This is a genomic window from Pseudomonas sp. GW-45 (assembly GCF_056896675.1).
This window is the reverse complement of sequence record NZ_CM167674.1, coordinates 909,195-928,763: the sequence shown is the minus strand read 5'-3', so window position 1 is coordinate 928,763 and position 19,569 is coordinate 909,195. Positions and strand designations below refer to the sequence as shown.

Annotated in this window: 21 protein-coding genes; 4 read left to right on the top strand and 17 right to left on the bottom strand. The window is 55.8% G+C overall.

The features are described from left to right. Positions 1-35: 35 nt before the first annotated feature. The 5 genes from hemN to moaC all read right to left on the bottom strand — a co-directional run bounded on the left by hemN (position 36) and on the right by moaC (position 3,756). Positions 36-1,418: an oxygen-independent coproporphyrinogen III oxidase gene (hemN, locus tag AC1XYH_RS04210; protein WP_483325415.1), complete on the bottom strand. Its 1,383-nt coding sequence runs from the start codon at positions 1,416-1,418 to the stop codon at positions 36-38. 115 nt (positions 1,419-1,533) lie between these two features. After that, positions 1,534-2,529, bottom strand: coding sequence for a GTP 3',8-cyclase MoaA (moaA, locus tag AC1XYH_RS04205; protein WP_483325414.1), 996 nt, complete (start codon positions 2,527-2,529; stop codon positions 1,534-1,536). A gap of 45 nt (positions 2,530-2,574) precedes the next feature. After that, the gene (gene moaE / locus AC1XYH_RS04200) at positions 2,575-3,033 is read right to left on the bottom strand and encodes a molybdopterin synthase catalytic subunit MoaE (RefSeq protein WP_483325413.1); all 459 of its coding nucleotides are present in this window, start codon (positions 3,031-3,033) and stop codon (positions 2,575-2,577) included. Between the two features lies 1 nt (position 3,034). Further along, positions 3,035-3,283: a MoaD/ThiS family protein gene (locus tag AC1XYH_RS04195; RefSeq protein ID WP_483325412.1), complete on the bottom strand. Its 249-nt coding sequence runs from the start codon at positions 3,281-3,283 to the stop codon at positions 3,035-3,037. Then, positions 3,280-3,756 (bottom strand): cyclic pyranopterin monophosphate synthase MoaC, encoded by a 477-nt coding sequence (gene moaC / locus AC1XYH_RS04190; protein ID WP_483325411.1) that lies wholly within the window; start codon positions 3,754-3,756, stop codon positions 3,280-3,282. The genes AC1XYH_RS04195 and moaC overlap by 4 nt, the downstream gene beginning before the upstream one ends. A gap of 306 nt (positions 3,757-4,062) precedes the next feature. Between moaC and ahpC the strand changes: the two genes are divergently transcribed. Together ahpC and ahpF are read left to right on the top strand one after the other, a co-directional pair. After that, positions 4,063-4,626, top strand: a complete 564-nt coding sequence (gene ahpC / locus AC1XYH_RS04185) for an alkyl hydroperoxide reductase subunit C (protein ID WP_483325410.1) — start codon at positions 4,063-4,065, stop codon at positions 4,624-4,626. A gap of 104 nt (positions 4,627-4,730) precedes the next feature. Then, entirely contained in the window at positions 4,731-6,311 is a 1,581-nt protein-coding gene (ahpF, locus tag AC1XYH_RS04180) for an alkyl hydroperoxide reductase subunit F (protein WP_483325409.1), read from the top strand. A gap of 60 nt (positions 6,312-6,371) precedes the next feature. On the opposite strand, the gene AC1XYH_RS04175 is transcribed toward ahpF, so the two are convergent. The 5 genes from AC1XYH_RS04175 to purU all read right to left on the bottom strand — a co-directional run bounded on the left by AC1XYH_RS04175 (position 6,372) and on the right by purU (position 11,576). Further along, positions 6,372-8,426, bottom strand: a complete 2,055-nt coding sequence (locus AC1XYH_RS04175) for a TonB-dependent receptor (RefSeq protein ID WP_483325408.1) — start codon at positions 8,424-8,426, stop codon at positions 6,372-6,374. Positions 8,427-8,691: 265 nt separating this feature from the next. Next, complete coding sequence (locus tag AC1XYH_RS04170) at positions 8,692-9,882, bottom strand: cyclic di-GMP phosphodiesterase (RefSeq protein ID WP_483326297.1); 1,191 nt, start codon at positions 9,880-9,882, stop codon at positions 8,692-8,694. A 206-nt stretch (positions 9,883-10,088) separates the two neighbouring features. Continuing rightward, positions 10,089-10,280 carry a hypothetical protein gene (locus AC1XYH_RS04165; protein WP_483325407.1) on the bottom strand — a complete coding sequence of 64 codons (192 nt, stop codon included), beginning with the start codon at positions 10,278-10,280 and terminating at the stop codon, positions 10,089-10,091. Further along, entirely contained in the window at positions 10,277-10,690 is a 414-nt protein-coding gene (locus AC1XYH_RS04160; RefSeq protein WP_483325406.1) for a CBS domain-containing protein, read from the bottom strand. Before AC1XYH_RS04160 ends, AC1XYH_RS04165 begins: the two co-directional genes overlap by 4 nt. Before the next feature lie 34 nt (positions 10,691-10,724). Next, positions 10,725-11,576 carry a formyltetrahydrofolate deformylase gene (purU, locus tag AC1XYH_RS04155; RefSeq protein ID WP_483325405.1) on the bottom strand — a complete coding sequence of 284 codons (852 nt, stop codon included), beginning with the start codon at positions 11,574-11,576 and terminating at the stop codon, positions 10,725-10,727. Between the two features lie 343 nt (positions 11,577-11,919). Between purU and mvaT the strand changes: the two genes are divergently transcribed. Continuing rightward, positions 11,920-12,288: a histone-like nucleoid-structuring protein MvaT gene (gene mvaT, locus AC1XYH_RS04150; RefSeq protein ID WP_483325404.1), complete on the top strand. Its 369-nt coding sequence runs from the start codon at positions 11,920-11,922 to the stop codon at positions 12,286-12,288. Positions 12,289-12,359: 71 nt separating this feature from the next. Here mvaT and sbcB read toward each other — a convergent pair whose 3' ends face one another. From sbcB to AC1XYH_RS04130, 4 genes are all read right to left on the bottom strand, one after another. After that, entirely contained in the window at positions 12,360-13,808 is a 1,449-nt protein-coding gene (gene sbcB, locus AC1XYH_RS04145) for an exodeoxyribonuclease I (protein WP_483325403.1), read from the bottom strand. A 90-nt stretch (positions 13,809-13,898) separates the two neighbouring features. Then, the gene (locus AC1XYH_RS04140) at positions 13,899-14,276 is read right to left on the bottom strand and encodes a PilZ domain-containing protein (protein WP_483325402.1); all 378 of its coding nucleotides are present in this window, start codon (positions 14,274-14,276) and stop codon (positions 13,899-13,901) included. A gap of 1 nt (position 14,277) precedes the next feature. Beyond that, positions 14,278-14,709 carry a DUF4124 domain-containing protein gene (locus AC1XYH_RS04135; protein WP_483325401.1) on the bottom strand — a complete coding sequence of 144 codons (432 nt, stop codon included), beginning with the start codon at positions 14,707-14,709 and terminating at the stop codon, positions 14,278-14,280. Between the two features lie 87 nt (positions 14,710-14,796). Then, a complete protein-coding gene (locus tag AC1XYH_RS04130; protein ID WP_483325400.1) occupies positions 14,797-15,171 on the bottom strand; it encodes a tetratricopeptide repeat protein in 375 nt (124 codons plus the stop codon). Positions 15,172-15,380: 209 nt separating this feature from the next. Between AC1XYH_RS04130 and AC1XYH_RS04125 the strand changes: the two genes are divergently transcribed. Next, positions 15,381-16,319, top strand: coding sequence for a universal stress protein (locus tag AC1XYH_RS04125; protein WP_483325399.1), 939 nt, complete (start codon positions 15,381-15,383; stop codon positions 16,317-16,319). A 9-nt stretch (positions 16,320-16,328) separates the two neighbouring features. Here AC1XYH_RS04125 and AC1XYH_RS04120 read toward each other — a convergent pair whose 3' ends face one another. From AC1XYH_RS04120 to edd, 3 genes are read right to left on the bottom strand one after another with little or no spacing between them, the layout of a single operon-like run. Beyond that, positions 16,329-16,982: a bifunctional 4-hydroxy-2-oxoglutarate aldolase/2-dehydro-3-deoxy-phosphogluconate aldolase gene (locus AC1XYH_RS04120; RefSeq protein WP_483325398.1), complete on the bottom strand. Its 654-nt coding sequence runs from the start codon at positions 16,980-16,982 to the stop codon at positions 16,329-16,331. 3 nt (positions 16,983-16,985) lie between these two features. Continuing rightward, entirely contained in the window at positions 16,986-17,699 is a 714-nt protein-coding gene (gene pgl, locus AC1XYH_RS04115) for a 6-phosphogluconolactonase (protein WP_483325397.1), read from the bottom strand. Continuing rightward, complete coding sequence (gene edd / locus AC1XYH_RS04110; RefSeq protein ID WP_483325396.1) at positions 17,700-19,514, bottom strand: phosphogluconate dehydratase; 1,815 nt, start codon at positions 19,512-19,514, stop codon at positions 17,700-17,702. Positions 19,515-19,569 lie beyond the last annotated feature (55 nt).

Here is a 19,569-nt window from a genome sequence, read left to right as displayed (position 1 = left end):
CAGCATAACAGCACTATCGCAGACACAGCATTACGCTAAATGATGCGTGAGAACCGCTGCGCGCTCTGCTCGTTCTGATAGACATCAAATAGCATACAAATGGAGCGGATCAGCAACCGTCCCGCAGGCTGCACCCTGATACTACCCGGCGTCAAAATAAGCAGACCATCGCGTGCCATTTGCTCTAGCATCGGCAGGCAATCGGCAAAATAATCATGAAAGTCGATCTGAAAACGCTCCTCAATCACCCCGAATGAGAGGTTGCAGTGGCAGATCAACTGGGCGATTACGGCGCGACGAATATGATCATCGGTATGGCACACCAAACCACGACGGGTAGCCAGCTCATCGTCCTGCAGCGCTTGTTGATACAGCTTCAAATCACTGCTGTTCTGGCTGTAAAGATCGCCAACCTGGCTTATCGATGACACACCCAGACCAATCAGGTCGCAATGGCCGTGGGTTGTGTAACCCTGAAAGTTACGCTGCAGCTCATTGCTGTCCTGCGCGATGCTTAGGCTGTCGTCCGGGAGTGCGAAGTGATCCATACCGATGTAGCGATAACCCGCTGCCAACAGCTGCTGAATGCTGTTTTCGAGCATCCGCAATTTGTCTGCAGGTGACGGCAGATCGGCACTATTGATACGCCGCTGCGGCATAAATCGCTCAGGCAGGTGCGCGTAGTTAAACACCGAGAGCCGATCAGGCTTGAGCGCAATGATGGCATCTACCGTTTGTGCAAAGCGTTCTGGCGTCTGCTTGGGTAGGCCATAGATCAAATCGATATTGATTGAGCGGTAAGCCAGAGTGCGCGCCGCGTCCATTACGGTCTGGGTTTGCTCGTGGCTCTGCAATCGATTAACTGCGCGTTGCACTTCCGGGTCCAGGTCCTGCACGCCGAAACTAACCCGGTTGAAGCCCAGTTCACGCAATAACCCCATGGTCGCCCAATCAGCCTCGCGCGGATCAATCTCAATACTGTAATCGCCGCCGTCGTCGTCATGCAGCACGAAATGCTTACGCAAACACGCCATCAGCTCGCGCAGCTCGGCGTGACTAAGAAAGGTCGGCGTACCGCCGCCAAAGTGCAATTGCTCCACGCGTTGCTCAGCCCCCACATGCTGGCTGACCAATTCAATCTCACGCCGCAGCGCGGCAAGGTATTCCCGTGCGCGACTGCGATCCTTGGTGATCACTTTGTTGCAGGCACAGTAATAGCAAATATTGGCGCAGAACGGGATATGCACATATAACGACAACCCGCGCTGCTGGGACCGACTCTGATCCAAGGCGTGCAGGAAGTCCGACGGACGAATGCCTTCGTGGAATTGCACGGCGGTAGGATATGAGGTGTAGCGCGGACCGGCATGATCGTAGCGACGAATCAGGTTAGCGTCCCAACGAATAGAACTAAGCATGAGGCTCTCCGGCGTATTAAGTCTGAGTATTCAGACTACGCCGCCGCCTCACTTCAGGTGTTGACCCGGATCAATAGAGCGAATGGAAGGCTCACCAACCAACGCTCGGAGCAGCTCAGCCACCCGTGGCATTCATAAAGCGCAGCACCTGCACCTCGCCATCCACGGCAAACTCGTGACGCGCGGGCTTGTGTTGCAGAGCACGTTCAAGCGCGTCCCGAATAGGCTCGTCGGTATCAGGATGGCGGCGCACCAATTCGCGCATATCAAGTGCGTTCTCATGCCCCAGACAGAGCAACAGCCGACCCTCGGTGGTCAAACGCACGCGGTTACAGGTATCGCAAAAATTATGGGAATGCGGAGAAATGAAGCCGATGCGGCTCTCTGGATAGCCTTCAACCCGCAGGTAGCGCGCAGGGCCGCCGCTGGTTTCGCTGCTCTCGATCAAACTATGGTGCTGACTGATCATCTCGCGCACTTCAGCACTGGAGCAAAAAGCCTCGCCGCGCTCACGGCCCACGTTACCCAAGGGCATTTCTTCAATAAAGGTGATATCCAGCCCGCGCTGTAGCGCAAAGTCAGTCAGTGCATTGACCTCATCGTGGTTGCGGCCCTTCATGACCACCACATTCAGCTTGGTGCGCTCAAAGCCCGCCTTGCGTGCCGCCTCTATGCCGGCCAGCACCTGACTCAATTCGCCGGTGCGCGTGATGGCCTTGAATTTATCAGCCTGCAGGCTATCCAGGCTGATGTTCAGGCGTTTGACCCCCGCATCGGCCAGCGGCTGAGCCAGCTTGTCGAGTTGCGAGCCGTTGGTGGTCATCACCAGTTCATCCAGCCCGTTTATGGCGCTGATACGCTCACACAAATCAACGATGCCCCGGCGTACCAGCGGCTCGCCACCCGTCAGCCGAATCTTGCGCACGCCCTGCGCAACAAACAGACGAGCGATGCGCTCGAGCTCTTCGAGGCTGAGGATCTGCGCGCGCGGCAGAAAGGTCATGTCTTCGGCCATACAATAGACACAGCGAAAATCGCACCTGTCGGTCACCGAGAGGCGCAAATACTCAATGCGGCGTCCTTGACCGTCCTGTAAACGACCTTGTGTCATGTGCTGCTCCGCTTGCTGCTTGTATGCCACTTTAGCACGGCCCAGTCATGGCAGGGACGACCAACGCTCCAGCGCCTGCTCATCACTCTCGCGCGATTCCACCCAACGTTCGCCTTGCGGCGTCGTTTCGCGCTTCCAGAAAGGCGCGCGGGTTTTCAGGTAATCCATGATGAATTCGGTTGCTGCAAAAGCGGCCTGCCGATGCGCCGAAGCGGCGCCGACAAAAACGATCGGCTCGCCAGGATCAAGTTGTCCGACCCGGTGAATCAGTTGCACATCCAACAGCGGCCAGCGCTCAGAGGCTTGGTCGGCGATGCCCTGCAATGCCTTTTCGGTCATTCCGGGATAATGCTCGAGCCACATGCCAGCGACCGGATCGCCGTCGTTGTAATCACGCACGTAACCAACGAAACCCACTACCGCACCGGTGCCCTGATTGTCGCCCTGCAAGCGATTCAACCACTCGCCTGGATCAAACGCCTGCTGTTGCACTGCAATACGCATCTTAGCCTCCGGTAACGGGCGGAAAGAAAGCCAGCTCGTCGCCGTCGGCAATCAGCGTCTCCAAAGAGCAGAGCTCCTGATTACGCGCACACATGATGCGTGGCTCCGCCAGCACCTGCCATTGCTCGCCGCGCGCCAACAGGTGCTGGCGTACGTCTGCCAAGGTCTGCAAGCTGGCATCCCAGGGCAACTGCTCTGCCTCACAGTCCAGTTGCTCACGGTAACGGGCAAAGAACTGCAGATTGATCATGCCGACGCCTCGGCTTGAAAATCACCGCTCTTGCCGCCGGATTTCTGCAACAAGCGGGTGGCCTCTATCACCATGCCTTTATCTACCGCCTTGCACATGTCATACAAGGTCAGCGCGGCGATACTGGCGGCCGTTAGGGCTTCCATCTCCACGCCCGTCTGGCCGGCGAGCTTGCAGCGCGCCTGGATCCGCACTGCATCCGGTGCTTCGAGCAGCAGCTCGACCTTGACGCTGGTGAGCATCAAAGGATGACACAGCGGGATCAAATCAGAGGTTTTCTTGGCAGCCTGAATACCAGCAATGCGCGCTACCGCCAGCACATCACCTTTTGGATGGCCGCCGGATTGAATCAGCTCAAAGGTCTCCGGGCGCATGCGCACCAGTGACTCCGCCAGCGCTTCACGTGAGGTAACGGCCTTTTCGGTCACATCGACCATGTTGGCACGGCCTTGTGCATCCAAATGAGTCAGCATACATTTGCTCTATCGAGTTCAGTGGCCTCTACTTTACTGGATTCCCCGTCGGCAATCAGCCTCGGGAACCCATAGCAGCACCTAACGGTCACAAACGCCAACTAGGCTCGACAATCTCAGCCAAGTCATTGGGCGTTAGCTTGGCTGTGCTGAGAGGCAGGCCTTGAATTTCATCGCCGCGGCCTCAGATAGATAAAAGCTATCTGCAATTTAGTTGAAATTTATTTTAAGTATTCATGGCAGAAGCCTAGTATTGCTCCTGTCTTCTCAACCAACGACACAAACGACTCAATAAGGAGTTCATCGATGTCAGTTATCAACACCGAAATCAAACCTTTTAAAGCGCAAGCATTCAAAAACGGCGAGTTCTTCGAAGTCACCGAAGCAGACGTTAAAGGCAAGTGGGCGATCTTCTTCTTCTACCCAGCTGACTTCACCTTCGTTTGCCCAACTGAGCTAGGCGACGTTGCTGATTACTACGAAGAGCTGCAGAAGATGGGCGTAGAAGTGTACTCCGTGTCTACCGACACTCACTTCACCCACAAAGCATGGCACGACACGTCCGAAACCATTGCCAAGATCAAATACACCATGATCGGCGATCCGACCGGCACCGTAACCCGCAACTTCGACAACATGCGCGAAGACATGGGTCTGGCTGATCGCGGTACTTTCATCATCGACCCACAGGGCATCATCCAAGCGGTTGAAGTCACCAGCGAAGGTATTGGCCGTAACGCTGAAGACCTGGTTCGCAAGGTCAAGGCTGCTCAATACATTGCTGCACACCCAGGCGAAGTTTGCCCGGCCAAGTGGAAAGAAGGCGAGGCCACTCTGGCTCCTTCTCTCGACCTGGTAGGCAAGATCTAAGATTGCCTGATGACCCGGCCCGCTGCGGAGCGCACTGCGCTCCCGGTTGGCGGGCCGGGTTTTTTACGCCCAGAATTTGACCTATTTCTTTAAAGGACACGCATATGTTGGACGCCAATCTGAAGAAGCAACTGGACACGTACCTGCAAAACATCGTTAACCCGATCGAAATCAGCGTGTCCGTAGATGACAGCCCCAAGGGCAAAGAATTGCATGAACTCGCGGTCGAGATCGCGGAAATGTCGAGCAAGATCGGCCTGGTATCTGCCGACGACAAGCGCACCCCCAGCATGGGCATTGGTCCCAGCGGCCAGCCGCCGCGCGTGCGCTTTGCCGGCATTCCGATGGGCCACGAGTTCACCTCACTGGTATTGGCGCTGCTACAGTCTGGCGGCCACCCGTCGAAAGCAGAGCCCGCGCTGCTCGACCAGATCCGTCACCTAGAAGGCGAGTTTCACTTTGAGACCTACATCTCGCTGTCTTGCCAAAACTGCCCGGACGTCGTTCAGGCGCTGAACCTGATGGCGACATTGAACCCCAACATCACCCACGTGATGATTGACGGCGGCCTGTTCCAATCAGAGGTCGATGAGCGTCAGGTAATGGCAGTGCCTTCGGTCTACCTGAATGGCGAGCACTTTGGCCAGGGCCGCATGACCCTCGCCGAGATCGTCAACAAGGTCGACAGTGGTGCTTCCAAGCGCCGTGCTACAGAGCTGAATGACAAGGCGCCCTACGACGTGCTGATTGTCGGCGGCGGTCCTGCTGCAGCGTCTGCTGCCATCTATGCGGCCCGCAAAGGCATTCGCACAGGCATCGTCACTGAGCGTTTCGGCGGTCAGGTGCTGGACACGGTCGGTATCGAGAACTTCATCTCCGTGCCTTACACCGAAGGCCCCAAGCTGGTTGCCAGCCTGGAGCAGCACGTTAAGGAATACGAAGTTGATCTGATCACCGAGCAGAAAGCCGCGCAAATCAGCACCGGCGACTACGTTGAGATCGCACTCGAAAGCGGCGCTACTTTGCTGAGCCGTGCAGTCATCCTGGCCACCGGCGCGCGCTGGAGAGAAATGAATGTACCCGGCGAGCAGGAATACCGTGGCAAGGGTGTTGCGTACTGCCCACACTGCGACGGCCCGCTGTTCAAGGGCAAACGTGTCGCGGTCATCGGCGGCGGTAACTCGGGGATAGAAGCAGCCATTGATTTGGCCGGTATCGTTGAACACGTTACCGTACTAGAGTTTGCCGATACCCTGCGCGCTGACGAAGTGCTGCAACGCAAGGCTCGTTCAATGCGCAACATCGATATTATCAAGAGCGCGCAAACCACTGAAGTACGCGGTGATGGCAACAAGGTGGTTGGCCTGACCTATAAAGACCGCGAAACCGAGGAGCTTAAGCAGGTTGATGTGGCGGGTATCTTTGTGCAGATCGGTCTAATTCCCAACACCGAGTGGCTCAAAGGTAGCGAACTGAACCTGACTCGCTTCGGTGAGATCGAAATTGATGCACGCGGTGCGACCAACATCCCCGGCGTTTTTGCTGCGGGTGACGTGACCACCGAGCCTTTCAAGCAGATTATCGTCGCCATGGGCGCCGGCTCTACCGCTTCATTGGCTGCCTTCGATCACCTGATTCGCACCCAGGATCCGGCAGAAGCTGGCAAACAGGCCGCCAGCGCCTGATAAGACGCTGATATAACCAAACGGCGCGCTCAATAACTGAGCGCGCCGTTTTTTTGCGCGTTAGAAACTGAAACGCGCGCCCACCGTCAGATTACGTCCCGGCAGTAGCACCTCATCCTTAATGAAAGAGGTGTGCTGACGAGCTTCTTCATTGAGCAGATTGTTACCACGCAGATACAGCAGGTAGTCGCTCTCGCCCAATTGCCCGCGCCAGCCTAGACCGGCACTCAGCAAGGTGTAGCTGTCGGTTTCGGTTTCATAATCGGCAATGTCGTCCTGGCGCATAATTCGGCTGGTTTCGACAAAACCCGACAACGCCTGGCTCAGGCGTTGGTCAACCCGCACACCCACGCGGTCAGCGGGGATACGCGGCAGATCACCGCCCTCCTTCAAGCGGCCCCGTACATGATCACCGAACAAGCTCAGGCCGGTATTTGTAGTTGCCTGCCAAAGCACGCGACCTTCCATGCCGTGCAACACGGCATCGGCTTGCTCATAAGCTACCTCGCGGTAACCAGCACCCGGCGAGTGGCCGGTGTCAGCCGCGTAAATAAAATCATCCACCTCGTTACGGTAAACACTCAAATCAAAGGTCACAGGGCCACGGGTACGACGCAGGCCCACTTCCATATTCCAGGAGGTCTCCTTATCCAGATCCGGATCACCCAGCTCGATGGTCCGCGTAGCCGCGTGAGGACCGTTGGCGTAAAGCTCCTCCGCTGTCGGCAACCGCTGGGAACGTGATAGCGAGCTGTAGAGCGCCAGGTTTGGCTGCCACTGCCAGCTAGCACCGAAAGAAACCGAACTACCACGATGATCAGCCTCATCGTCGCCGTCCTTTACTTCAACGGTTTGCCATTCCTGGCGCAGGCCCACTTCATAGCGCCAGTCACCGGCTTGATACTCTTCCAACACAAACAGCGCACGGTTATGAGTCAGCGTCGGCGGTACATAGGCTTCTTCGCCCAAGGCGGCAAAGTCGCGGCGCGTCAGCTGGCTGCCGACCACTCCGCGCCAGCCCGCAATAGGCGCATGCGTCAGCTCAATGCGGCCGTCGGTCCCACGATTGGTAAACTCGGTGCCAACCTCTTCTCCTTCCATTTCTACGTGCTGGTAATCGGTATGTGCCACCCGTACTCGCACGCGCTCAAAACCACTGAACGGGTCGCTGTAATCGGCGCGCAGGTCCCAGCGCCGTTGTTGCATGTCGATGTAGGCATCGCCATGTTCGTGCTCATGCTCTTCCTCGTCGTGGTCATGATCGTCCCCGTCATCGTGGTCGTGCTCCTCCTCAACGCAATGCCAGTCAGCCGGGCCGTGGGTATGGCAGTCGGCGTGCTCGTGGGCAAGCAAACCGTACTCGCGGTCCTGCCGACTGTAAGCCAGGCCGACATAACCACGCTCGGTAATCCAGCTGAGCCCCATACCTGCGCTGTCGGTATCGTTGTAGGCACCTTCCTGGCGTGAGGGATGACCGGGAATGCGATACGGGTCGGCATCGCTCTTGCTACCTTCAAAGCGCGCGGCAAACTGGCCGGTGCCAACAGTCACGCCCAAAGCGCCAGCACGTTCGTCAGCTACGCTATTGCCGCGCAGATCCAACTCACCTTCATAGCCACGCTCGGGTACATAGGTGGGCACCCGACGGTCGATCAAGTTAACCACGCCGCCAATCGCGCCACCGCCATACAGCAGCGTGGCTGGCCCTTTGAGCACTTCTACCCGCTCCAGCAATGCAGTGTCGGCACTTATTGCGTGGTCCGGGCTAATAGCAGAGGCATCGAGTACGTCCGCGCCATCACTCAGCACCCGCACGCGAGCGCCATCCAGCCCACGGATCACTGGCCTGCTGACACCCGCACCAAAACCGCTGGCCCGAACACCAGGCAGTGACTCCAGGCTATCGCCCAATGAGGTTTCCCGCAGACCTATCCAGTCGTCACCCTGCAGCACCGCGCTTGGCTGGATCATGTCATCAGTGCTTTGCCCCAATGCACTGGCGCTAACTGTCATCGACGGCAACTCTTGCACTTGCGCGTAAGCGACGAGACTCAATGGACTACTCAGTGCTGCAGCCGCCAGCGAAACCGCCAGCCGCGTCTTGCGATGTTTCATACCTGCTCCCTTTTTTGTATTGGCAACGAAACCTTGCGGCTCGTAGAGGCAGATAGTATTTGTTATAACATAACAAATACAGCCAAAATCATGTTAGCTTTTGTATCGGCGCCTAAACTGTGGGCAGAACAGGTATCACACAGGGAGCTTAGCGGCCGTCAAGGTACCGTCGAATTCGGCACTCACTGGAGCCTTTCTGGCGGGGAGATAAGACGTGGCTGTTAATCAGGATGAACACTATATGGCGGTCGAGTTGAGGCCTCAGTCAGCTCGGCATCCACAGCGCTTCCAGGTTCTTGAATGGCCAGTCTTCGGGGTTTTCGCGCCCGACGATGCGGTCTTTCTCATCCGCATTGGCCAAGTCAACCAAACTGACGGGCACTCGCTGTTTCAATTTGACTGAATAGAACACCCGGACCTTAGGCGTAAGCAGTGAACCACTGTTCTGCTCAACTACCACGCCCAAGCGCTCAGATTGCAGCTTCACCAGGGAGCCCACCGGATAGATACCCAGCATGCGCACAAAGCGCTGGAATAGCTCGGTATCGAAGTGCCCTTTCCAGGTCGCCATCCGGCTCAGCGACTCGGACGGATCCCAACCGGCTTTATAGGGCCGATTGGACGTGACTGCGTCATACACATCGCAAACAGCCCCCATCCGCGATAACAACGATATGCCATCGCCCACCAAACGCTGTGGGTAACCACTGCCATCCACTTTCTCGTGATGGTGCAGACAAACGTCCAGCACTGCAGCAGGAACTGAACCCCACTCCAGCAGGATCTTGTGCCCTTCTACCGGGTGCTGCTGCATGATCGCAAATTCTTCTACCGTCAGCTTACCCGGCTTGTTCAATATCGCTTCAGGCATGGCTGCTTTGCCCATATCGTGTAGCAGCCCCGCCATACCGGCCTCCAGCACCTCGGGCTCGCTCATCCCACTGGCGCGCGCCATACCGACCATCAGCGCAGCAACGGCAACTGAGTGTAGATAGGTGTATTCATCCTTATGCTTTATGCGAGCGACGCTAATCAGTGCCTGAGGGTTGCGATTAAGCGAGTTATTCATTTCACCTACCAACTCACCCAAACCTTCGGTATTAACCACATTGCCTAGGCGCACATCGCTGAACATGTCTTTGACTGCCTGCTTGCCGCGCCTGAATATCTGCTGGGCGCGCAGCACTTCATCAGCCATTGAGCTGGCTTGCAGATGATTAGAAGGAGATAAAGCAGATGACTGAACAGCGGCCGCGGCAGGAGCGAGGTCTGCCTCCGGAAGCACAGGCTCAGCAACCTGTTCAACATTGACATCAACGCCTTTGGCCAAATCGATTACCAGCTCAGTTACCGCGCTTTCGCGGATGCGCTGCAACGTCTGTTGATCTTCAATCAGCAGCTTGCTCGACCAAAAGGGGTGCTGCATCCATGAACCACAAAAACGCTCGACATACATGCCGATGCGGACCTGCTCAGTACTTATTTTTTTTAACATCGTTGCTGAATGCCCACATAAAACCAGGGTAAGTGAAATTGCGTCCTTACCGCCTCCGCGCCAAATACCTGACTAATCGATAGTCTTTAAGTACCTGCAGGAGCATCTCGGCATAGCCTTTTGCCATGCCTAGTATAGGCAAACCCAACGCGGAATAACCAGTGGCTTTAATCGGGGTCAGATGCTGCAGCCAGCCCAATATCAACAGACGAAAAATCAGCGCCCATATCTTCATTCAGCGCCTCGGGGGAAAAACGCGACAAGCAGCCCTCTCCCTGCGTACGGGGCATGCTTGCCGAACCAGCACCCAAAGGGTCCGGCACGTCGTCATCGCTTTCATTGGTAGGTAGGAAAATCATTTGGGCGCAGCATGTTCATTGTATTTCTGCATGGCACGCAGAATATCCCGACGGCTGATCTGGCCAACCAAACGTCCCTCATCGACTACCGGCAATCGACGCCGACGCATGCGAATAAAGTGTTCTGCCGCTTTTACGATGTCGGCATCGGCATCAATGGTCTCTACAACTACCGTCATTACCGATGCCACGGTGCCACCCACTTCCTCAAAGTAACTGCCGGCCAGAATACCTTTGAGGCAATCACCCTCGGACAACAACCCAATCAGATTTCCGTGCTCATCAAGTACCGGTGCTCCCGATATCTGATGCGTCAGCAGACGATCAATTGCCCGAAATAAGTCCATATCCGCGGTAAAGGTAACCAGATCAGACGTCATGTAATCGCGCACTTTAACCGATTTGAGCATAAAGCCTCCTGCCTTGGGTTGTTTCTCTTATAGCTTAGCTGAACACCACAGTCTTGTTGTCGTGAACTAGCACACGATCTTCCAAGTGAAAACGCAGACCGCGAGACAGCACCATTTTTTCAACATCTTTGCCCAAACGCACCATATCGTCGGCATTATGCCGATGCGTAATACGCACCACATCCTGTTCAATGATGGGGCCAGCATCCAACTCTTCAGTTACATAATGACAGGTTGCGCCAATCAGTTTAACGCCACGCTGTGCCGCCTGATGATAGGGGCGTGCGCCGACGAAGGATGGCAAAAAACTATGATGGATATTAATGATGCGATGAGCATAACGCTCACATAGTTCCGGCGGCAGAATCTGCATATAGCGCGCCAAAACAATACAGTCGGCCTGCTGTTCGGTCACCAGCTCATTTACCTTGGCAAAAGCAGGCGTCTTGTTCTCTGGATCAACAGGCACATGATGAAAGGGAATGCCGTGCCACTCGACCATACTGCGCAAATCATCATGGTTAGAAATAACACTGGTGATATCACAATCGAGCTCGCTGCTATGCCAGCGGTGCAATAAGTCAGCCAAGCAATGCGACTCACGGCTCGCCATCAATACTACTTTCTTGCGCTGTGCGGAATCACTGACCCGCCAATCCATTTTAAACTCATTGCCGATAGGCGCGAATGCGGTTCGCAAACCCTCAACATCAAAAGGTAGAGAGTCCGCACGAATTTCATGACGCATGAAAAACCAACCGGATAAATTATCAGAATGGTGATTGGCCTCGGTAATCCAACCATTATACGCCGCCAACACATTACTCACCTTGGCAACAATACCCACCCGATCAGGACAGGCAATGACCAACCTGAAAGTACGCATTTCCACTCCTCAATCAATTACCATCATAATTGCAAAAATAATGATATATAAACAAAGACAGTATCAAGGCACGCTTGGCCAACGCAGCAATTGAAGTTCTGCTTGAAAAGCCGCAGCGGCGACCCCATCCACTGTGTATCGGCAGGCATTCTAACCGTTACACAAAGCCGGGTGCAGAGAATAATGGTTATTTCCAGCTGATCGACCAGTGGATTAGCGTAATACTTGAAAAAACCTTCACAGTTTGTCGGAGAGAAGTTACAACTTGTTGTAAGCCGCCATCTCATAAACTATCATCACAGCGTTTCCGTCTACCAAACCGTGTTACAAAAGGTAAACTTTCATGTCCATGTTACAAGAATATCGCCAGATTGAAGAAACCATTCGCGAACTTAGTGAGCGTCTGCAGTCATTATCCAATGACGACAAGCTGAAAAAAGAAATTGAATTTGAAGAAAAACTGCGCACCTTGATGGGCCAGTACAACAAATCACTTAAAGATGTTGTCGCCATTATTGATCCTGACAATAAAGCTACCAGTGGCAAAAAGTCCGCTACCGGCGTCAAGCGCGCACGCAAAGTCAAGCAATACAAGAACCCCAACACAGGTGAAGTCATCGAAACCAAAGGTGGCAACCATAAGAACTTGAAAGCCTGGAAAGAGCAATACGGTTCCGAGAAAGTTGAATCATGGATGACCATTCTGGGCTAAGCCAGTCTGCTCTGAACAATAAAAAACCCGATGCCATGCATCGGGTTTTTTATTGTCAATGAATCAAGCAATCAGGCTGGCGTTATTCCCAGCTTTTTGGCGCGCTGCTGAGCCTCTGTCTGCCAAGCCAGCAATAATACTCGCTGCTGCCCTTCCACCTGCGGCAATAATTCTTCAATGCTGCGCATGAACTCAGCAAGTGTTATGGGCGCACCCGGCTCTACACCCATCAAACGTTCCCGGCAAAACCTATCCCACTCTAGCTGTTCTTGTTTATTCAAGGATTCAGGGAAGTTGCGCGCGCGATAGCGAAACAGCATATCGACCAACCGCTGATCACGCAGCGGCCAGCTTGTCGCGGCCAGCGCTTTACCGTCAGCCTCACGAATGGCTGGCAGTAATCGACGGTCTGCGTCACCAATAAAGCTGCCATACAGTTGCAACTCAGGATCCTCTCCGCCCGGCGCATCGGTCACGTCCTGCGCATAAATTTGCGCCAGCAGCGCCTGCGCACCGTTTCGCCAATTGGCCAGTTGCTCCGCCCGTTGCAGCAACAAGGGCATGTCCAGCTGCAAGCGCTCGATATCAGCCGGCAACAACACCTTGGTATCAGCGAGTACCGGACATTTATTGATATGTACCAACTTCAGGCCAGGTCTTGCTTCCCCCTCGGCGAGGTCATCATGTCGGGTGTACAGCAAGCGTCGAATATCATCGGCGTTCTGCTCCATAATCAGCGCGGGGTCAGCGGCTAGGTCATAGACAATCAGCGCGTTGCGGTTAGTTGGGTGCCAGCCGAGAGGCAGCACCAGCCCCAAGCCCTGTCGCTCACGGCCAAAGCGCCCAGACACGTGAACCAATGGCCGCAGTTGCTGCAGATCAACCAGCTCTGTTACCCGATGCTTGCTGCGCAAGTTGAGCAGATAATCGAACAACTTGGGCTGCGCTTGGCGCAGTAAACGCGCCATGGCGATGGTAGCGCGCACATCGGCAAGGGCATCGTGCGCCTGACCGTGATCTATACCGTTGGCGGCAGTCAATAATTCTAGCCGCAAGCTGGTAAAACCGTCTTGCTGGGGCCAGGTAATGCCATCTGGACGCAACGCGTGAGCCGCGCGCAAGGCATCCAGCAGGTCCCAACGACTATTCCCACCCTGCCATTCACGGGTATAAGGATCATGGAAATTGCGATACAAGGTGAAGCGGGTCATCTCATCGTCGAAGCGCAAGCTGTTGTAGCCCACGCTGCAAGTACCTGGCTGCATCATCTGCTCATGCAGTAAGTGAATGAACTCGGGTTCGGCGAGACCAGCCGCCACGCGCTCAGGACCAATACCGGTGACCAGACAGGCCATCGGATGCGGCAGAATGTCGGGCGACAGCCGACAGTCAATACACAGGGGCTCGCCGATTTCTTCCAGCTGCTCGTTGGTGCGCACGCCCGCAACCTGTACCGGACGGTCACGACGCGTATCTATGCCGGTGGATTCAAAGTCGTACCAGAAAAAGCTTTTGCTCATGTCCTGCCCCCTTTGCTCAAGCAGTGCAGGGTAACGCAATGCTGCCAATCAGGCATCCGACGGCTGATCAAGCTATTAGCTAACGCTTTGCTAGCTGAAGCTAAAGTAACGTTGCAAAGCCGCTGCCAGACCAGCAAAGGTATTAGGGTTAGACGCAATACTGAAGCCACAGTCGAAGAAACCCGGGGTTATGTCTTGTCGGCACCAGTGGCTGCGCACACGAAAATGTATCGATTCCTCTTGCTCACCTTCTGTAGCAGGCAGCTTGAGCATGAGTTCGTACTCCTGATCCAGCATCACAGGCAATTCGGTAATCAGCATAATGCCTAAGCGTGAGACGTTGCCCACATAACCAAACGGCCGATCAGTTTGACTGTTATATACACGCAAAAAGGCGCTCAGTTCATGCCGCGGAATCTGTCGCTGTTCCATCGGCCGATCACTGCTGGAAGTGGGTGTAACGTGCATATCAACAACCCTCCCGGAGTTGCTCCAGCAGCGCATTCCGGCTGGACTGAACTTGCTCGTTCGAGACCTCAACACGCTGGCCGCTGGCGTCCTCTTCGTACCAGAAAACGCGCCTTTCATAGAGCGCCAATTGCTTACGCATTTGCGCGCAGCGCTCTACCTGGCGTTGCCGCTGCTGGGAGTTCTGCTCTCGTTGCTGCTCGCGCTCTTGCTCACGAACATCAAACAGGCGTTGCCGGTTCTGCTCACTTTGACGCACATGGTCTTCACGCTCTATTACCTGCGGCCGCACCTCAATCTGCTGCGCGCCCTGACGTGGCTGCTGGTCAAAGTGCACCTGGCCCTGTGCATCAACCCAGCGATAGATCTCGGCTTCGGCAAGCCCAACCCAGGTTGTGGCCAGCAATGGCAGCATTAATAGCAATAGTTTCATGGCGATACCCGGCGAATCCTTGACCAGACAGTCGAGAATAGCCGACTGCCATCACCGATCCAAGCCCCGCCGTCGGCTGCGACTTACTCAGTTTGCCTGGGGCGGAAGCGGATTTGCAGGATCGTAGTGACCTAGTTGATGCAAAGTTTCCAGGCGAGCACCAGCACGGTAGGCGTATTCGTTATGCGGATAATGATCCAGCAGGTAACGATAGGTCTGAGCCGCATCCAGATAGAGCCCCTCGCGCTCCAGGCACTGGCCGCGTAATAAAGAGATTTCCGGCTGCAGGTAAGGCCTTGAACGGCTTAAACGCTCGGTTTGCGAAAGCTGGCTGATGACCTCAGCACAATCACCGTCATCGTAAGCGTTGTAGGCTTTGCTCAAGTGCTTACTGTAAGCGGTTGAAGAGCAACCGGTCAGCACAAGCAGACCAGCGAGCAGAAATGAGAGTTGGTTAGTCATGAGATTCTCTAAAAATGGCGCCGTTAACGGGGTATCGGCGCCTTGCCGGATTTCTTCAATCAAGCAACCCGTTGACGTAGATCAGTGACAGCTAACCGTTTGGGCACTATTTTTAAGTTACGCACTCTGTTTTTATATTTTCACGCTAAATCGCGGCGCAAAAACGCACACCACCTTGCCGTCGAACGCCGCCTGCCGGAGACCGCACCATGAATATTCGTCACATGTTGGTTGTAGTAGACCCTACTACTGAAAACAAGCAACCGTGCCTCGAACGAGCCAAGAACCTGTGCCAGCACTATCCACAAGCACGCCTCACACTGCTGCTTTGCGATTATGTAGCGGCATTGGACGGCGGCACCCTATTCGAAAGTAACAGCCTGGAAAAAGCCCGCGCATCACTGCTGCAGAACCACCTAAAACAGCTCAACGAGTTAGCTGCGCCACTGCGCGAAAAAGGCATTGGGGTAGAAGTGCAAGCAGTCTGGGGCAAACGCCTGGATCGGCACATACTGCAAGCGGCGCAACAGCTGAAACCTGACCTAATCATCAAGACCACACACCATCATAATCCGCTCAAACGGCTATTTTTGACCAATACCGACTGGCAACTCATTCGGCATGCCGAAGTGCCGCTGTGGCTGGTCAAGAAAGGCGAAAAGCCCATCACACAGATTTGCGCTGCGGTTGACCCGCTGCACGTCGACGACAAACCTGCCAGTCTCGACCTAAAGCTCATCACCAGCGCCAAAACCGTGGCTGGAAATACCGGCGCCAGCCTGCATTTGATCCACTGCTATAACCCGCTCCCGCGCACCATGGTGATCGACGCCACTCTGGTGGTGGATTATCAGGGCTATGCAGATGATGTAAAAAAACACCACACTGAGGCCTTCAGCGAGCTACTAAAACGCGCGGATGCTGGCCAAGCACAACAGCATCTGCTGGAAGGTTACCCTGAGGAGGCCATCCCCGCGATGATCGAAAAACTGGGGATCAATCTACTGTTGCTGGGCGCCGTATCGCGCTCGCGGCTACAGAGCGCGTTGATAGGCCATACCGCCGAACGACTATTAGATGAAGTGCCCTGTGACCTGCTGATCATCAAGCCTGATGATTTCAGCGACCCGAGCAAGCCTTCAGCGTAACCAAGGCCGTCAGCGTTGGCCAGCCAACGCAGTAGCGGCAAGGCTGAGCCGAGTGATCTCGGCCCAGTCCGCTGCGGCGATACTGGTCTTGGGCGCCACCCAGCTACCACCCACCGCCATCACATTATCCAACGCCAGATAGTCACTGATGCTTTGCTGGCCTATGCCACCCGTCGGGCAGAAGCGAACATCCTGGAAAGGCCCAGCGAAAGCCTTAAGCAGCGCGGGACCACCCAGCACATGCGCCGGGAATACCTTAAAACGGCGATAGCCCAAACGGTAACCAGCAAGAATTTCGGAGGCGCTCGCAATACCTGGCAGCAACGGAATACGGCTATTCAAGCCCAGTTGCAATAACTCCTCGGTAATCCCCGGTGTTACCGCAAAATGCGCGCCCGCCTGTTCCACGGCAGCAAACTGAGCCGCATCGGTAACCGTGCCCGCGCCAATGCACAGCTGTGGCCGTTCACGGCGCAACAGCGCGATGGCCGACAAGCCCAGTGGCGTCCGCAAGGTAATTTCCAGCGTGGTAATACCACCTGCGGCTAGCGCGTCGGCCAGTGGCAAGATATCGGCTTCACGCTCGATATTGATAACCGGCAACAGAGTCACCTCTGCGAACAACGCATCCAGAGTTTCAATCATGTCCATTTTTTGCGTCATTTTTTAACCGCCATCAGGGCTATATACAATTTCCAGCGGCGACCGCAGAAAGGCACTGATTGGCCATTCCGGGTGCTGACCCACCAACGCGGTCGCCAGCGTCGCGGCTTTATCTTCGCCCCGGAGAGCGAGTATCTGCAAGCGCGCGGAGTTTAACGCAGCGCCGCTGAGGGTCAACCTCTGCGCACCCTCGGCCGATAGGGCGGGCATACAGAGCGCAGGAGCATCGGATGCCAACAACTGAGGCAGATCGAGAGCGCCAGGAAATATTGATGCGGTGTGGCCATCAGTGCCCATACCCAGCACCACCACATCCAAAGGCATTAACGCGGCCAGCGCAGCACTACTGCATTCGGCATCTTGCTCTGGGCTGAGTCCGTAGTAGAGCGGCGTCCAATCCACCCTAGGCATGACTGCAGGCAGGTGCCGCCAAAGCAAGCCTGCGTTACTGTCGGCGTGCTCCAATGGCACCCAACGTTCATCCACCAGCGTCAGGCTCACCTGCTCCCACGCTAAATCGGCGGCGTTCAGCGCGCCTAAAAACGGCACTGGGCTACGACCGCCCGAGAGCGCAAGACTGGCCCGCCCACGCTGGTTTAGCGCAGACTGCAATTGCTTGGTTACTCTCTCGGCCAAGCATTGTGCTTGCGCTTGCGCCGAGGCGACCAGCTGGATAGGCAGTCCGCGCTGTGCGGCCAAGGCTATTAACTCATTCATCTACTGATCCGCTTGCTGCAGGCTAGCGGTAAACACGCTACCGCCCTGCTCCGCCGGACTGGCCTCGGCACGCATAAAGGCAAACAGCTCGCGGCCCCAACCACGGCGAACCGGCTGTTGATGCGGCACAGCGACGCGGTTTTGCCACTCATGCTCATCAATGACCAGTTGCAGATCACCGCGCCCTGCGTCCAGCTGAATCAGGTCGCCATCACGCAACCGCGCCAACGCACCGCCATCGGCCGCCTCCGGACAAATATGAATCGCTGCCGGCACCTTGCCAGAAGCGCCGGACATGCGCCCGTCAGTCACCAGAGCAACTTTGTACCCGCGGTCCTGTAACACGCCGAGATAGGGTAACAACTTGTGCAGCTCAGGCATCCCGTTAGCCCGCGGCCCCTGAAAACGCAGCACGGCAACGCAATCACAATCCAGCTCACCGGCTTTAAATGCAGCAACAAAATCATTTTGGTCATCAAATACCCGACAGGGCGCGCTCACCTGCCAATGCTCCTGGGCAACAGCAGATACTTTGAGCACGCCGCGACCCAAATTCCCTTCCAGCAAACGCAGGCCGCCGTCAGGTAGAAACGGTAATGCGAGAGGGCGCAAAATGCTGTCATCCAGGCTATCGGCTGCTCCATCGCGCCAGTGCAGCTTGCCTTCCAACAGGACCGGCTCCTGGCAGTAGCGCGCCAAGCCAAAGCCGGCAACCGTGTGCACCTGCTCGTGCAACAAACCACCTTCCAGCAATTGGCGGAACAGCCAGGCGGTGCCTCCGGCGGCCTGAAACTGATTAATGTCGGCCTTGCCGCTGGGGTAAATGTGCGCCAGCGTGGGTACCACTTCAGATAGTTTCGCCATGTCTTCCCAGCGCACCTGCAGTCCGGCCGCCTGGCCAATGGCGACCAAGTGGATGGTCAAATTGGTAGAGCCGCCAGTGGCCAGCAGCATCACCAGCGCATTGATCAGCGCGCGTTCATCCAGAATATCCGCAAGCCGCACCTCTCCCGCCCGCGCCAGCCGCACCAGCTGCTCAGCCGCATGTTGAGTCAGTGCGTCGCGCAACGGCGTGCCCGGATGCACAAAGGAAGCGCCGGGCAATTGCAGGCCCATGGCCTCAAGCAGCATTTGATTGGTGTTGGCGGTGCCGTAGAAAGTGCAGGTGCCAGCGCTATGGTAAGAGGCGCTTTCCGCAGCCAGCAGCTCTTCGCGGCCGACTTTACCTTCAGCAAAAAGCTCACGCACGCGCGCCTTCTCACTATTAGGCAAACCGCTGGGCATCGGACCTGCCGGCACGAACATAACCGGCAGATGACCGAAGCGCAGCGCACCCATCAACATGCCCGGTACGATCTTGTCGCAAATACCCAAACACATCGCGCCATTGAACATGTTGTGCGACAAGGCAATCGCGGTACCCATGGCAATCACATCACGACTAGCCAGCGACAGTTCCATGCCGGGCTCACCTTGCGTCACGCCATCACACATTGCCGGCACGCCCCCCGCGACCTGCCCAGTCGCACCTATGCTGCGCAAGATCTGGCGAATTTGCGCCGGGTAGCTTTCATACGGCTGATGCGCCGAAAGCATATCGTTGTAAGCCGTGACCAAGCCAATATTGACCTCATCCATCATGCGGATGCGGTCCTTGTCTTGCGGCGAGCAGGCCGCCATGCCATGCGCCAAATTGCCACAGGACAACCCGCGACGTCCTTCAGGCGCTTCCTGCATCTGCGCCAGATAAGACGCGCGCGAGGCTTTGCTGCGCTCGCGAAGCGCTGCCGTGACGGCTTCAACTTGTGGGTGCATGCATCTCTCCTGTGCCAACCAACCTACCCGCAAAGGGCAATTATGTTCTATTGTA

Bases quoted from the DNA above. Each gene is read 5' to 3' on its own strand.
- AC1XYH_RS04195 (WP_483325412.1), bottom strand. From the start codon at position 3,283: ATGATCAATCTGCAGTTCTTTGCCCGTTACCGTGAGCAACTGGACTGT.
- ahpF (WP_483325409.1), top strand. From the start codon at position 4,731: ATGTTGGACGCCAATCTGAAGAAGCAACTGGACACGTACCTGCAAAAC.
- AC1XYH_RS04170 (WP_483326297.1), bottom strand. From the start codon at position 9,882: ATGTATGTCGAGCGTTTTTGTGGTTCATGGATGCAGCACCCCTTTTGG.
- moaE (WP_483325413.1), bottom strand. From the start codon at position 3,033: ATGCGTATTGCAGTGCAACAGCAGGCGTTTGATCCAGGCGAGTGGTTG.
- moaA (WP_483325414.1), bottom strand. From the start codon at position 2,529: ATGACACAAGGTCGTTTACAGGACGGTCAAGGACGCCGCATTGAGTAT.
- AC1XYH_RS04160 (WP_483325406.1), bottom strand. From the start codon at position 10,690: ATGCTCAAATCGGTTAAAGTGCGCGATTACATGACGTCTGATCTGGTT.
- sbcB (WP_483325403.1), bottom strand. From the start codon at position 13,808: ATGAGCAAAAGCTTTTTCTGGTACGACTTTGAATCCACCGGCATAGAT.
- AC1XYH_RS04140 (WP_483325402.1), bottom strand. From the start codon at position 14,276: ATGCACGTTACACCCACTTCCAGCAGTGATCGGCCGATGGAACAGCGA.
- edd (WP_483325396.1), bottom strand. From the start codon at position 19,514: ATGCACCCACAAGTTGAAGCCGTCACGGCAGCGCTTCGCGAGCGCAGC.
- AC1XYH_RS04175 (WP_483325408.1), bottom strand. From the start codon at position 8,426: ATGAAACATCGCAAGACGCGGCTGGCGGTTTCGCTGGCGGCTGCAGCA.
- mvaT (WP_483325404.1), top strand. From the start codon at position 11,920: ATGTCCATGTTACAAGAATATCGCCAGATTGAAGAAACCATTCGCGAA.
- moaC (WP_483325411.1), bottom strand. From the start codon at position 3,756: ATGCTGACTCATTTGGATGCACAAGGCCGTGCCAACATGGTCGATGTG.
- AC1XYH_RS04135 (WP_483325401.1), bottom strand. From the start codon at position 14,709: ATGAAACTATTGCTATTAATGCTGCCATTGCTGGCCACAACCTGGGTT.
- AC1XYH_RS04165 (WP_483325407.1), bottom strand. From the start codon at position 10,280: ATGATTTTCCTACCTACCAATGAAAGCGATGACGACGTGCCGGACCCT.
- ahpC (WP_483325410.1), top strand. From the start codon at position 4,063: ATGTCAGTTATCAACACCGAAATCAAACCTTTTAAAGCGCAAGCATTC.
- AC1XYH_RS04130 (WP_483325400.1), bottom strand. From the start codon at position 15,171: ATGACTAACCAACTCTCATTTCTGCTCGCTGGTCTGCTTGTGCTGACC.
- AC1XYH_RS04125 (WP_483325399.1), top strand. From the start codon at position 15,381: ATGAATATTCGTCACATGTTGGTTGTAGTAGACCCTACTACTGAAAAC.
- hemN (WP_483325415.1), bottom strand. From the start codon at position 1,418: ATGCTTAGTTCTATTCGTTGGGACGCTAACCTGATTCGTCGCTACGAT.
- AC1XYH_RS04120 (WP_483325398.1), bottom strand. From the start codon at position 16,982: ATGACGCAAAAAATGGACATGATTGAAACTCTGGATGCGTTGTTCGCA.
- pgl (WP_483325397.1), bottom strand. From the start codon at position 17,699: ATGAATGAGTTAATAGCCTTGGCCGCACAGCGCGGACTGCCTATCCAG.
- purU (WP_483325405.1), bottom strand. From the start codon at position 11,576: ATGCGTACTTTCAGGTTGGTCATTGCCTGTCCTGATCGGGTGGGTATT.